This is a genomic window from Desulfurobacteriaceae bacterium (genome assembly GCA_039832905.1).
GTDB lineage: Bacteria > Aquificota > Aquificia > Desulfurobacteriales > Desulfurobacteriaceae > Desulfurobacterium.
Genome location: JBDOLX010000080.1, coordinates 1 through 13,176 on the forward strand (window position 1 = coordinate 1; position 13,176 = coordinate 13,176).

The window sequence follows — 13,176 nt, forward strand, 5'->3', positions numbered from 1 at the left end:
TGGATCTTTAGGAATTAACAGCTTTTTAAGTTCTTCTTCAAGGCTTTCTAACCTTTCCTCAAGTTCCTTCTTTTCCTCTTTTGCAAGCTCTACAAGTTCATCATCTCCAGACTCAATTATCTCTAAGGCTTCCTCTATACCTTTCTTAACTTTCTTATACTCCATGTATGTTTCATATACTGGCTGAAGTTCTTTATGTTCCCTTGCTAAAGCTTGAAACTTTTTCTGATCAGCAATTACTTCTGGTTTTCCAAGGCTTTCTTCTATTTCCCTAAATTTCTGAGCTATTTTCTCAAGCCTTTCAATAATTGCCTTTTCCATAAACCTCTCCAAAATAGGGGTTTAAAATTCAAATTGTAAGGATAGGAAAATTTAATTTTCTTTCAAGATTACAAGGTCATCTCTATGGATACAGGCTTTTTTAAACTGTTTTAAATCCTTACTATCACAACGAACAATACCTTTTGCTAATGTGTTTCCAGATAGATCTAAAACCTCTACAGTATCCCCCTTTTTAAAATCTCCTTCTATTTTTTTCACACCCTTTGGAAGAAGACTCTTTCCATTTTCAACTATAGCTTTCGCAGCTCCTTCATCTATATACAACTTTCCCTTAGGAGGCATGAGATAAAGAATCCTATAAGTTTTTGCCTTAAGTTTCTTAGTTGGTAAGAATAAAGTGCCAACTCTCTCACCTTCAAGAACTCTCAAGATTACATTATCTTCCCTACCGCCAGCTATTACGACAGGAATTCCTTTTTTACACGCTTTTGCAGCAGCTTCCACCTTTGTCCACATTCCACCTGTGCCAAAGCTGCTTTTCCCAGAGAAATCACAGATCCTTTTCAACTCTTCCACATTTTCAACTACACTGATCTGTTTGGCGTCGGGGTATTTATTAGGGTCTTTATCAAAAAGACCATTGGTAACGGTTAACATTATTAAAAGGTCAGCCTCAAAAAGGACTGAAACGTGAGCGGAAAGATTATCGTTATCCCCAATCTTTATCTCTTCTACCGAAACGGTATCGTTCTCATTTACTATGGGAAGAGTTTTTAACTTTATAAGAGCGTTTAGAGTATTTTTGGCGTTTATGAACCTTTCTTTTGATCTTAAATCCTCTGCCGTTAGTAAAACTTGAGCAATCTCTATTCCAAAATTTCTAAAGGCCCCTCTATATTCAGCCATAAGGTAAGGTTGGCCAATTGCAGACAAAGCTTGTTTTTCCTGTAAAGAAAACGGTTTCCTATTTAGCTTTAGAGCCTTTATTCCGGCAAGAACTGCTCCTGAACTTACCAGAACAACTTCTCTACCATTTTTTAAAAGCACCGAAATTTGGCGGGCAAGTTCTCCTATAAACTCTCTATCTATCCCGTCTTTACTCGATAAAAGTTGAGAACCAACTTTTACTACAACTCTTTTTACTTTACTTAACATCCTCCACTTCCAACTCTTTTAGTTTCTTTGCAACGAACCACATAAGTTCATCCATACCTTCACCACTAACGGCAGAAACGGCAAAGAAAGGATAACCTTTTTTCACAAAGTATTCCTTTAGTTCATCTATCTTACTCCTATCGGATAAGGCATCAATTTTCGTTCCAACCACTATTTGGGGTTTTTTCAAAAGATCCTTGGAGTAAAGCTCAAGCTCTTTATTTATCTTTTCAAAAGCGTCTCTTGGATCTCTTGTTAGATCTGTTAAATCTATAAGGTGTAAAAGCAACCTTGTTCTTTCAACATGCCTTAAGAATTCATGTCCTAAACCTTTTCCTGCGTGAGCTCCTTCTATAAGCCCCGGGATATCTGCAACAACGAAAGAAAAATCACCTACTTTTGTAACTCCCAAAATCGGTCTTAAAGTTGTAAAAGGGTAATCTGCAATTTCGGGTCTTGCTGCAGAAATCCTAGAAAGGAAAGTTGACTTTCCAGCATTCGGGAAACCAACCAGTCCAACGTCTGCTAAAAGTTTCAGTTCAAGTTCAATCCACCTTTCTTCTCCCGGTTCTCCCGGTTCTGCAAAATCGGGTGCCTTTCTTGTAGGAGTGGCAAAAGCAGCGTTTCCTCTACCTCCTCTTCCTCCCTTAGCAACAACAAGCCTTTGACCGTGCTCTGTTAAATCTCCCAAGATTTCACCAGTTTCTGCATCTTTCACAACCGTTCCAACAGGGACTTTTATTATCAAATCTTCTCCACTTCTTCCCGTTCTCTTGTTTCCCTCGCCGTGTCTTCCCCTTTCGGCTTTATACTGACGCTTATACTTAAAGTCCAAAAGGGTATGAACGTTTCTATCTGCTACTAAAACAACATCTCCTCCTTTTCCTCCATCTCCTCCTGCTGGTCCTCCCTTTGGAACGAACTTTTCCCGTCTAAACGCTACGCAGCCGTTTCCACCATCACCACCTTTAACGAAAATTTTCGCTCTATCTATAAACTCAGCCATAGCTTCCCCCACTATACTTTTAACCCAAAGAAAAAATTATGGAAACGTCTTGAAAATTCAAGAAAAGTTCCGATTTTAAAAGAAGAAAAGAAGAATAGGATGGAGGACGTTTTAGATGGACTTTGAAAAAGAAAAAGTTTTTGAAGAAAAGTTTCCAGCATTATACAATCTACTATCTTCCATTGCTTTTGGAATGGAAGAGGGAAGATCCGAGTGGGACATTGTGAGAAAGGAAATTAAATCTTTTGATGATGCAGAAAAAGTTCTAAATGAACTTGAAGAGTTTTTAAAAAATAGACCTAGTGACTTTGAACACGTCATTGAGGACGTGGCTAACGTTTACTTTGATGATACAAACGAGTTTTTAAGGTGGATGGAACAACTAAAAAGATACATCCTATCTGTTAAATCATCACTTAAATAGAGGCAAGAGTGCTATTTCAAAAAGAGCTCTACGACGTTTCATCCTTCTTAAATGAGAAAACCCTTTTCATCCAACGAAAAGACGGATTTAGATTTGGAACCGATACCTTTTTACTAACCGATTTTGTTGACTTGAAAGGAAATGAAAAAATAGTAGACCTTGGAACAGGTTGCGGAGTCATTCCTATCTTACTTCTAAAAAAGTTTCCCAAAATTACAGCGTTAGGAATAGATGTTTTAGAGGAAAACGTAAAAATTTCCATTGAGAATGCAAAATTAAACCAAGTAGAAGATAGATTTTCTGCTCTACATCTTAACGTTAAGGAAGTAAAAAGAAAGTTAAAGTCTTCACAATTTGATGTAGTTATAACAAATCCTCCATTTATAGAAGTTGGAAAAGGGAATGTGGCTGGTAATGAACATAGGGCTATTGCAAGGCAGGAGATAAAAGCAAAACTTGAGGACTTTATCAGTGCAGCCTCCTATCTTCTAAAGAACAGGGGAAAACTTTACATTCTGCTTCCTGTCCAAAGGTTTACTGATGCCATCTTTTTACTTAGAGAAAAGAAGATAGAACCTAAAAGACTAAGGTTTATTCAACCAGAACCAGAAAAACCTGCCAATCTCTTTTTGCTTGAAGGGCGAAAAGGAGCAGGGAAAGGAATTACAGTAGAACCACCGCTTGTGGTCTATAAAGATGCCAAGAAGAAAATTTACACAAAAGAGGTAGAAGAAAAGTACCAAAGTTTCCTTAATTAACGGGGAAATTTATATCTTTTAGACAAACATTTAGGAAACCAATATCCACACAAGGTTTATTGTCCCCGTGAAAGTCAGAACCGGCCGTAAAGAAAAGTTGTAAACTTTCGCAAATTTCTTTAAAAGCCAGAACATCTTTTGGTTTATGCTTATAGTGGAAAATCTCAAGCCCTAAAATTTTTTCTTCTCTTGCTATTTTTAAAAAAGAGTATAGATCCTTGTAAGAAATCCCTAAGGTAATTGGATGAGCAATTATCGAAAAACCGCCAGCTTCACTTATTAATCTCGTTATTTCCCTATAGTCAAGTTTCTCTCTTTTAACTTTTAAAGAAGAAAGAAAATCCAAAACCTCTTCTCTCTCTTTAAAGTAACCTCTATCTATTAGAGTTTTTGCAATGTTTGGCTTTCCAAAGTTTGTTCCAAAGTTTTCCACCATTTCATCATAACTTATCTTAAAGCCAAGTTCCTCGAGCCTTCCCAAGAGCTCTTCATTCCTTTTTTTTCGGGAATTTTGGAAAAACTCGGTAAGTTCTTTTATAGGTTTAGAATCAACATCTATGTAATATCCAAGTATGTGGAACTCTCTCTTACCACTTCCTAAAAAGGAGGTATCGGCAGTTACTTCTATACCGGGAATAACTTTAATATCCAGTCTTTTCCCTTCTTCTATAGCTTCCTTTACTCCGGCTACTGTATCATGGTCGGTCAAGGAAAAGATTTTTATTCCCTTTTCTTTCGCTTCTTTAACCACCTCTTTTGGAGGTAAAGTTCCATCAGACTTTGTAGAATGGGAGTGGAGATCTACTTTTTGCAGCAAAAGGCTATCCATTCTCCTTCTCCTGCTTCAAGGAAAACTTTGAGGTTATTTCTTTCTAAAGTTTTCAAAAACTCTTCCCTTTGCTTTTTCAAAATTCCACTCAAGATAACCAAATCTTTTGCTTTCTCAGAGATTTTCGGAATTAAAGGTTCTAGAAGATGCTTTTCTATATTTGCAACAACGACATCAAAAGAACCTTCTACATCATCAATACTACCGATTACCACTTTTATTCCGTCAACACCGTTAAGTTTACTGTTAAAAGCAACCTCGTCTAACGACTCTTTCTGAATATCGCAACCTACAACCGTTTTAACACCTAACTTCTTTGCTAAAATGGATAAGATTCCACTTCCACAACCAACGTCCAAGATGGATTCTTTCCCTTTTACAGCTTTTTCCATAAATCTCATAACAAGTTTTGTTGTCTCGTGGGTTCCCGTTCCAAAAGTTTGCCCTGGGTAAATGTATATCGGAATAGAACTTTCTGGAACTTGGAAACTTTCTTTTTGCCAAGAAGGTACTACCCAAATTTTTTCGCTAACTCTAGTAGGTTTAAAGTATTTTTTCCACTCTTCAAGCCAGTTTTTTTCCTCTAAGGAAGTTTTTCCTACAACAAAAAGATTTAAGTCGGCTGGAAACTCTTTATCTTTTTCAAAGTAAGCTTTAAAATGAATTTCTCCATTTTCAGAAAGTATTTCCGTTCCCATACAGTCTAAAGAGAAAAGGAGCTCCTCAACAGCTTCAAACTTTTCCTTCGGAACTTTAAACTCGTAAACGCTATATTTTTTCATGATATATCCTCTTCACTCTTTGGCTTATATCACACATTATTTCGTAAGGAATAGTCCCTGCTTTTTCAGCAAGTTCGCTAAAAGTTAATCCTTCTCCGCTTATGGTTGCAATATCTCCCTTTTTAACTTTTCCATCTACAGAAACAACAGTCATGTCCATACAGATTCTTCCTCTTATCGGGAAACGGAAACCGTTTATCAAAACCTCTCCTTTGTTTGATAGTGCCCGTAAAAAACCATCAGCATATCCAAAACTAATAACAGCAATCCTTTCATTATTCCTTGTTATGTAAGTTTTAGAGTAGGAAACTGGAAAGCTTGGAGGAAGTTCCTTTACACTTATTACCTTTGCTTTTACTTCCATTATCTGTTTAAGGTTTGCAGGATAACCTTTAAAGGGTTCCAAGCCGTAAAGTGCAAGCCCTACTCGCACGTGAGTTAAAAGTGAATCAAATTTTTTAGCAATCGCAGCACTGTTGTCTATATGAACTTTTAAGTTTTTCTTTATCTTTCTTATCTCTTTAGCAAAAAGAAAGAACTTTTTAAGTTGTTTTTTTGTGAACTCATCATCTTCATCAGCACAACAAAAGTGGCTCATAATTCCTGCTAGTTTAGAGTCTTTTAATTCCAAAAGAAGTTTATCCCAATCTCTTTCCAAAAATCCGAGTCTTCCCATTCCAGTATCTACTTTCACGTGGAAAGGAATCTTCAGCTCCTTTACAAGTTTCAAGTCCTCAAAGTCAAATATCACCGGAGTTAGATTTAGCTCTATTGCTTCTTTATAACCTTCTTGGAGGTTTGACGCCATAACAAGTATTTCTCTCTTTATTCCTGCTTCCCTTAGTTCCCATCCTTCCTCAAAAGTAGCTACTGAAAAGCCAGCAACGTCCGTATTTCTTTCTAAAAACTTAGAAATTTCCCTACTTCCGTGTCCGTAAGCATTTGCCTTAACAACTGCAAAAATTTTTTTTCTTCCTGAAAGTTTCTTCACTTCATCAAAGTTATGAAGAAGCCTTCCCAAATATACTTCAGCCCATCTAAGCATTCTCTTCTCTTTGTCAAAAGTTTTCCCCAATTTTAACAGCTTCTTTGTTATCATTCAGCAGCAAAACTATTAAGGAGGAAAGCGGTGAAACCGACAAGGGCGATTATCTCCGTTTCCGATAAGACGGGAATTGTTGAGTTTGCTAAGGAACTTCAGAATCTTGGAGTTGAAATCGTTTCTACCGGTGGAACAGCAAGACTTTTAAAAGAAAACGGTGTCCTTGTCAGAGAAATTTCAGACCTTACAGGCTTTCCTGAAATAATGGAGGGAAGAGTAAAAACTCTTCATCCGAAAGTTCACAGTGGAATTTTGGCAAAAAGGGATAATCCTGAACATATAAAAGCTATGAAAGAGCTTGGAATAGAAAGAATAGACATTGTTGTCGTAAACCTTTATCCATTCAGAGAAACAGTGGAAAAAGGAGCAAACCTTGATGAAATAATAGAAAACATAGACATTGGCGGTCCCACAATGGTTAGAGCCGCTGCCAAAAATTATAAGTACGTTGCAATTGTGGTTGACCCAAAGGACTATGAACTTGTTATAAAAGAGCTTAAAGAAACCGGAGAAATATCCTTAAAAACTCGCTTCTATCTTGCAAGAAAAGCCTTCAACCTTACAGCTCACTATGATGCTCTAATATCAGACTATCTTTTCTCAATTGATGAAGAAGGAAATCCTTTAACTGTAAAAGAGCTAAGAAATCCTCTAACAATTACCTTTGAAAAAGTACAAGATCTTAGATATGGAGAAAACCCTCACCAAAGAGGAGCATTCTACAAAGAAATCTTCATAAAAGAACCTTGCGTTGCAAAAGCTAAGAAGTTACACGGGGAAAAAGAGCTCTCATTTAACAACATTTACGACCTTGATGGAGCATTAAACCTTGTTCTTGAATTTGACGAAGAAGAGGACGGTATTGCTTGTGCAATTATTAAACACTCAAACCCTTGTGGTGTAGCCCTTGGTAAGACTCCTCTTGAGGCTTACGAAAAAGCTTTAAAGGTCGACCCTGTTTCAGCTTTTGGTGGAATTATTGCTTTTAATACAAAGGTAGATAAAGAGGTAGCTGAGCTAATTACTCAAAGATTTTATGAGTGCATAATAGCTCCAGATTACGATGAAGAAGCTTTAGAAATTTTAAAGACAAAGAAAAACCTCAGAGTAATGACAACAGAAGGATTAAGTGGCTTAGAAGGAAAAGGAGTTGATTCTCCATTTGACCTTAGAAAAGTTGTTGGAGGTCTTCTCGTTCAGGATAGAGATCTAATCACACTTGATCCAGAAAAAGTAAAAGTGGTTACAAAGAGAGAACCAACTGAAAGAGAATGGAAAGATTTAATCTTTGCATTTAAAGTTGTTAAGTGGGTAAAATCCAACAGCGTCGTTTACGCGAAAGACGGTGTGGCAATTGGTATTGGTGTAGGACAAACATCAAGGGTAGATTCTGCCCGCTGTGCTGCTGAAAAAGCTAAGCTTATGGGACTTGACACAGAAGATTGTGTTCTTGCTTCCGAAGCTTTCTTCCCATTTAGAGACAGCGTGGACGAAGCGGCTAAAGTAGGAGTAAGTGCTATTATTCAACCGGGAGGTTCTATTAGAGACCAAGAGGTAATAGAAGCTGCCGATGAATACGGAATGGCAATGGTGTTTACAGGGATTAGACACTTTAGACACTAAGAAAAATTAAGGGGGCTTTTGCCCCCTATTTTTAACTACTTCAAAACAGTTTCTTTCCAGTAGTTTCTGATTTCCTCTTTTACGTTTTCTGGAAGTGGAACATATCCAAGTTTTGTAGTAGTAGCATCTCCATTCTTGAATGCCCAGTCAAAGAAGTCAATTACAAGCTTATTCTTTTCTTTCTTCTCTTTTGGAAGGAGAATCATTGTAGCAGCTGTTAAAGGCCAGCTTTTTTCTCCCGGCTGAAGAAGAAGGTTTCCTTTTAAGTAAAAGTGCTCGCCTTTTGTCCATTTAGCGTAAGATGCAGCAGCTTTAAATGCTTCTTCTGTAGGCTCAACAAAGTTTCCTTCTTTTGTTTGAAGCTGTGCAGCTTTAAGTTTGTTTTGTGTTTTGTAAGCGTATTCAACGTATCCAATAGCTCCTGGTGTTTGCTTTACGTAGTTTGTAACTCCAGCGTTTCCTTTAGCTCCAATACCTGTTGGCCAATTAACAACTTTTCCATAACCAACTTTCTCTTTCCACTCAGGACAAACTTCGCTTAGCCAGTATGTAAAGTTCCAAGTTGTTCCTGAACCTTCAGATCTGTGAACAACTGTGATTCTTTGGTGTGGTAATTTTAAGTTTGGATTATCTGCCTTGATTTCTTTGTCATCCCAGTACTTTACCTTTCCCATAAAGATATCGCAAGCAGTTTTGTTTGAGAGTCTTACCTCTCCATCTCCAACACCGGGGAGATTGTAAACAACAACAATTGAACCGATAACTGCTGGAAACTGATAAAGGTTTCTCTTACTGAGTTCTTTTGGAGAAAGCATTTTGTCCGTTCCACCAAAGTCAACAATCCTTTCGCTTACCTGCTTAATTCCACCACCAGAACCAATACCTTGATAGTTAACTTTTACACCTGTTGCTTTTTCGTAATCTTTCGCCCAGTTAACATAAACAGGATAAGGGAATGTAGCTCCAGCCCCATTGATAGTAATCTTCTTAGTTTCAGCTGTTTTATCAGCTTTAGAAGCTTCTTTATCGTCTTTTCCTCCACATCCCACAAGAGCCAAAGCCACTGGCAATGCAAGTGCTAAAAACTTTTTTTCTTTCTTTCCAATCATAATAACCCTCCTATTATTTCGTGTTATCTTAATTTTAAACCTTAATAACCATTTCTTTTCTTAGTTTTTCTTCCCTTAACCTTAACTTGAAAGGATTTCCGGGAGAGAACTTTATGGATGCGATTCTACAAATAGCAAGCATCAATATTACCGTTGCAAAAGGAATAAAAAATTCAAAGAGGGGGCGGAACGGGGAGGTCCGCCAAGAAAAGCACTATTTACTACCACTTAATCCTTGCAACAGCCATTAGAGTGCTTGCAGTTTCTTCATCTGTTTTATCAATAATTCTTTCATGAACAAGGGACAGTTTAACACGCTTGTTTAAGTGATAGAACACACCGTAAATGAATTGGTCTCTTTCATCGTTTGATGTGCTATCGTCTGGATCCCAGTGGTCGTATCTTGCAAGAACACCACCATTAATACTTGCAATCTCTTTGAGTTTAAGATCGCAGTTTACAGAATATCCTTTTCCTGTCTTATCACTTCCATTAGTTTGCTTCTCAAGGATATACTGACCAGCAACTAAGAAAAGAGGTGTATTGTAAACAGCGTGGATTTGGTAAATATGTTCATCATAGTTTTTATCTTTGTGATCAAAAGAGTGAACTGTATGTCCCGAGATCGTAAATCCTTTTACGGGAGATAAAGAAAGTCTTGCTTCAATGGACTTTCCAAAGTGATCACTATTTTCTACTTCGTGGTAACCTTCTCCGTTGAAAATGCCAATTTCCCAAGAGGCTATACCGTTCTTTCCTTTAAAGTTTGCTCCAAGGTCTGCAGAGTTGAGAAGATGAGCTCCCCCACTACTTTCTACAAAAGTCTTTTCAATGTCCCTGTGAAGCCAACCGTGGTGTTCTTCCCAGTCGATCCAAGGTCTGTGAGCCATACCAAGCTCAACGCCTGTATAAGGAAGAACATCATGAAGGTAAAGGTAAGCATATTTAAGCCTTACAACGTATGAACCTTTATCCACATCTGTATCTTGCTTAACATCTAAGGTTGTCCTAAAGTAATCTTTATCGTTAAAGTATCCACGAACTTCAAGGTAGTTTCTTGTAATTTTAAAAGCACTGCTGTAGTTATCCTTCTTTAAAAGACTCGCATCGTAGTGAATGTATGCTTTCCCACCTATCTTTATTTTTTCAACTTTGGAAAAAACAGGAGTTTCTTCTGCTGCATTTACACCTGAAATAATTCCCAACATAGCAACTGCTGTAGCTAATGTTAAGAGTTTTTTCATTTTGCCCTCCTTTAAGCATTTCATTTTGCTTGTGAGAAGTTTAGAGAGAAAAGTGTTAAAAAAGTGTTAAGAAAGTGGAATTCTTATAAGGAACTTTGTTCCTTTTTGTTTTTCAGATTTAAACTCTATTTTCCAACCGTGATAGTTAACGATTTCCTTAACTACAGAAAGACCTATTCCCTGACCAGAAGAATCTACAGCCTTAACATATTTCTCGAAAATCAAAGGTTTAAGTTCTTCTTCTATTCCCCTCCCTGTATCCTCTACTTCTAAAATAGCCTCTTTTTCAACTTTCTTCAAAGAAATGTTTACATAACCCTTATTTGTAAACTTTATTGCATTGTCAACCAAGTTTCTAACCATCTGCTCTACAAGAACTCTTTCACAAGGAACAACAATATCTTCAAGTTTTAACGTTAGGTTTAACCCTTTCTTCTGGGCTACCTCTCTTAAACCCTTTATAGAAGAAAGTATCAATTCCCTTAGATTATGTTCCCTAAATCTTTTTTCAGTAGAGATAAGTTTGTTAAGTCCTGAAAGAATAGACAGCGCTTTAGAAACCCTTTCCAATATTTCCTCTACTATCTCTTTTTCTTCAACGTTTCCATAATAGAGAAGATACTCTGCATTTCCCTTAATTACCGTTAAAGGGGTTTTTATCTCATGGGAGATAGTAGAAACTATTTCCTTTTTCTTCTTCTCCAAAGTTTTCTCACAACTTACATCTTCCACTTGGACAAGGTAGAGGTTCCTTTCAATTCTAAAAATCTTTATTCTTAAAAACTTTCCTCTAACCTCTGCCTCAAAAAAGGAATTTCCTCTTTTTTTTGCTTCTTCAAAAGCCCTTATTGTTTCAGGAAAAGGATATATGTCCCATAACTTTTCATACTTTCCTATAAGAGTCCCTTTCTGGTCTGCAAACAGAATATTTCCTGTTCTTTCTTGAATTTTTAACAAGATTTCATTCAAACTTATATCCAACTCCCCAAACAGTTTTTATTCTATTTCCAAACTCTCCAAGTTTATCCCTTAAGTGTTTTATATGAACGTCCACCGTTCTTCTTGAAACATCTTTATTTTCCCAAACTTTCATTATTAAAGTTTCCTTTGAAACAGGCATTCCCTTATTTTCAAAAAGAACCCTCAAAAGTTTTATTTCTTTCTTTGTAAGTTCTATCTTTTCTCCTCTTACTTCCACATGGTCTCCTTTAAAGACAATCTCTTCATTTAAAGATAAAGAAAAGGAAACGTTTCTTCTTCTTCTTAAAAGAGCCCTTACTCTTGCCAAAAGTTCCCTTATCCCAAAAGGTTTTGTAAGGTAATCATCAGCTCCACTATCAAGTCCTAAAACTTTGTCGTCTTCACCGCTTAAGGCTGTTAACATTAAAACCGGCAATTCATTGCCCCTTTCCCTCAAGAAACGGCAGGCTTCAATTCCATTTATTCCCGGAAGCATCACATCAATAATAACCAAGTCAAACTCTTTTCCATACTCAAAAAGTTCATTTAGAAAAGCTTCGCCAGTGCTGTATACTTTAATGTCAAAACCCTCTTTTGAAAGAACTCTTTTTAGAAGGCTTCCAATGGAAAGGTCATCTTCCACAACTGCTATTCGCGGCATAAAACACTCCTTGTAAGAGTTGGTTTTTCAAATTAGCTTTAAAGTATTAAAAAACTGTTAAGACAGTTAAAATACTAACACTTTTTAACGAGGAAAAAATGCTTTCAGAAGACATAGTTAAGGCCATAGAAAAGGCATTTAAAGAGGAAGGTGTAGACTTAAGACTTGAATTTCCACTCCTTGAAATGTGGGACGAAGCAATTGGTTTAATCCAAGGAATGATAAGAGAAAATAGAATTAACTATATTTCCCTTCATGACACTTTTAGAATAGAATACCTCTTAGAAAACGGTAATGTGATCTTTGTTAGCTATCAGCCACTACAAGAAACTTAAAAGGAGCAAGTTATGAAGGATGTCCTAAAAACGGCTTTGGAAGCTTCGGAAAAAGCTGCAAAGGTTTTAATGGACTACTACACAAAACTTAAAACAGAAGAAATAGAACTAAAGTCAAAAAATGACTATGTTACTGAAGCTGACAAAAAATCAGAAATGATTATTATTAAGACTATAAAGGAGAAGTTCCCTCAACACTCTATAGTTGCAGAGGAAACAGGGCTTTATGAGGGAAACGAGTGGAAATGGTACATAGATCCCCTTGATGGGACAAAGAATTTTATTCACGGGCTACCTGTATTTTGCGTCTCAATAGGTGTTGAGTATAAAGGAGAACTGGTGGTAGCGGTAATAAACGCTCCAGCTCTTGGTGAAGTTTTTATAGCTGAAAAAGGAAGTGGAGCCTTTATAGGTGATAAAAGGTTATCTGTAAGCGGAAGATCGTTTGAAGATGCCCTTGTTGCAACAGGTTTTCCTTTTAGGGGAAAGGATCTACTTGATAGATATCTAAAGTGTTTTAAGGAAGTTTTTTTAAAAGTTTCCGGTGTAAGACGTTGTGGTTCTGCTGCTTTAGATCTTGCTTATACTGCTAAGGGAGTTTTTGATGGTTTCTGGGAAATGTCTCTCCATCCTTGGGATATAGCTGCTGGAGTGCTTTTAATTGAGGAAGCTGGTGGAAAGGTGAGCGATTTTAATGGAAAAAAAGAGTATTTAAAGAGTGGAAATATTATAGGAGCATCACAAAATACTTACAGTAAGCTTTTTGAGATAGTTAACAGACACTTAGGAGATAACAATTAAATGTTTGTAGGAGGTTAGAAATGGCTTTTGATGAAAAAAAATGTTGGGAATTTTTTCAGCGTCCTAGGGTCACCCTGGGGGGGGGGGGGGGCCCCCCCATTTTTT

The 13,176-nt window shown here is 36.9% G+C and carries 15 protein-coding genes; 5 read left to right on the plus strand and 10 right to left on the minus strand.

Translation table 11 applies throughout. The features are described 5' to 3' along the window. The 3 genes from ABGX27_05805 to obgE all read right to left on the minus strand — a co-directional run. Positions 1-321: PCRF domain-containing protein (locus ABGX27_05805; GenBank protein MEO2069010.1), on the minus strand; the 321-nt coding region annotated here is incomplete at its 3' end. 51 nt (positions 322-372) lie between these two features. Continuing rightward, the gene (proB, locus tag ABGX27_05810; GenBank protein MEO2069011.1) at positions 373-1,437 is read right to left on the minus strand and encodes a glutamate 5-kinase; all 1,065 of its coding nucleotides are present in this window, start codon (positions 1,435-1,437) and stop codon (positions 373-375) included. Further along, on the minus strand, positions 1,427-2,443 hold the full coding sequence (gene obgE, locus ABGX27_05815) for a GTPase ObgE (protein MEO2069012.1): 1,017 nt from the start codon (positions 2,441-2,443) through the stop codon (positions 1,427-1,429). Before obgE ends, proB begins: the two co-directional genes overlap by 11 nt. Before the next feature lie 115 nt (positions 2,444-2,558). On the opposite strand from obgE, the gene ABGX27_05820 reads away from it, so the two are divergent. Further along, positions 2,559-2,867 carry a hypothetical protein gene (locus ABGX27_05820; GenBank protein MEO2069013.1) on the plus strand — a complete coding sequence of 103 codons (309 nt, stop codon included), beginning with the start codon at positions 2,559-2,561 and terminating at the stop codon, positions 2,865-2,867. A gap of 8 nt (positions 2,868-2,875) precedes the next feature. Next, positions 2,876-3,625, plus strand: coding sequence for a tRNA1(Val) (adenine(37)-N6)-methyltransferase (locus ABGX27_05825; GenBank protein ID MEO2069014.1), 750 nt, complete (start codon positions 2,876-2,878; stop codon positions 3,623-3,625). Here the strand turns inward: ABGX27_05825 and ABGX27_05830 are convergent. Genes ABGX27_05830 through alr form a run of 3 tightly spaced genes read right to left on the minus strand, consistent with a single transcriptional unit; the run spans position 3,618 to position 6,281 of the window. Continuing rightward, positions 3,618-4,454 (minus strand): PHP domain-containing protein, encoded by an 837-nt coding sequence (locus tag ABGX27_05830; GenBank protein MEO2069015.1) that lies wholly within the window; start codon positions 4,452-4,454, stop codon positions 3,618-3,620. The genes ABGX27_05825 and ABGX27_05830 overlap by 8 nt on opposite strands. After that, positions 4,427-5,236, minus strand: a complete 810-nt coding sequence (locus ABGX27_05835; GenBank protein ID MEO2069016.1) for a 50S ribosomal protein L11 methyltransferase — start codon at positions 5,234-5,236, stop codon at positions 4,427-4,429. Before ABGX27_05835 ends, ABGX27_05830 begins: the two co-directional genes overlap by 28 nt. Continuing rightward, positions 5,223-6,281 carry an alanine racemase gene (alr, locus tag ABGX27_05840; protein MEO2069017.1) on the minus strand — a complete coding sequence of 353 codons (1,059 nt, stop codon included), beginning with the start codon at positions 6,279-6,281 and terminating at the stop codon, positions 5,223-5,225. Before alr ends, ABGX27_05835 begins: the two co-directional genes overlap by 14 nt. An 84-nt stretch (positions 6,282-6,365) precedes the next feature. Between alr and purH the strand changes: the two genes are divergently transcribed. Beyond that, positions 6,366-7,961, plus strand: a complete 1,596-nt coding sequence (gene purH, locus ABGX27_05845) for a bifunctional phosphoribosylaminoimidazolecarboxamide formyltransferase/IMP cyclohydrolase (protein MEO2069018.1) — start codon at positions 6,366-6,368, stop codon at positions 7,959-7,961. A 35-nt stretch (positions 7,962-7,996) separates the two neighbouring features. Here purH and pstS read toward each other — a convergent pair whose 3' ends face one another. The 4 genes from pstS to ABGX27_05865 all read right to left on the minus strand — a co-directional run bounded on the left by pstS (position 7,997) and on the right by ABGX27_05865 (position 11,935). Next, the gene (gene pstS, locus ABGX27_05850) at positions 7,997-9,070 is read right to left on the minus strand and encodes a phosphate ABC transporter substrate-binding protein PstS (GenBank protein ID MEO2069019.1); all 1,074 of its coding nucleotides are present in this window, start codon (positions 9,068-9,070) and stop codon (positions 7,997-7,999) included. A 221-nt stretch (positions 9,071-9,291) separates the two neighbouring features. Continuing rightward, entirely contained in the window at positions 9,292-10,314 is a 1,023-nt protein-coding gene (locus ABGX27_05855) for a hypothetical protein (GenBank protein ID MEO2069020.1), read from the minus strand. Positions 10,315-10,380: 66 nt separating this feature from the next. Then, the gene (locus tag ABGX27_05860) at positions 10,381-11,283 is read right to left on the minus strand and encodes a HAMP domain-containing sensor histidine kinase (GenBank protein ID MEO2069021.1); all 903 of its coding nucleotides are present in this window, start codon (positions 11,281-11,283) and stop codon (positions 10,381-10,383) included. Beyond that, positions 11,276-11,935 carry a response regulator transcription factor gene (locus ABGX27_05865; GenBank protein ID MEO2069022.1) on the minus strand — a complete coding sequence of 220 codons (660 nt, stop codon included), beginning with the start codon at positions 11,933-11,935 and terminating at the stop codon, positions 11,276-11,278. The genes ABGX27_05860 and ABGX27_05865 overlap by 8 nt, the downstream gene beginning before the upstream one ends. Before the next feature lie 98 nt (positions 11,936-12,033). Between ABGX27_05865 and ABGX27_05870 the strand changes: the two genes are divergently transcribed. Together ABGX27_05870 and ABGX27_05875 are read left to right on the plus strand one after the other, a co-directional pair. Continuing rightward, positions 12,034-12,270: a hypothetical protein gene (locus ABGX27_05870; GenBank protein ID MEO2069023.1), complete on the plus strand. Its 237-nt coding sequence runs from the start codon at positions 12,034-12,036 to the stop codon at positions 12,268-12,270. Between the two features lie 12 nt (positions 12,271-12,282). Continuing rightward, a complete protein-coding gene (locus ABGX27_05875) occupies positions 12,283-13,071 on the plus strand; it encodes an inositol monophosphatase family protein (protein ID MEO2069024.1) in 789 nt (262 codons plus the stop codon). Positions 13,072-13,176 lie beyond the last annotated feature (105 nt).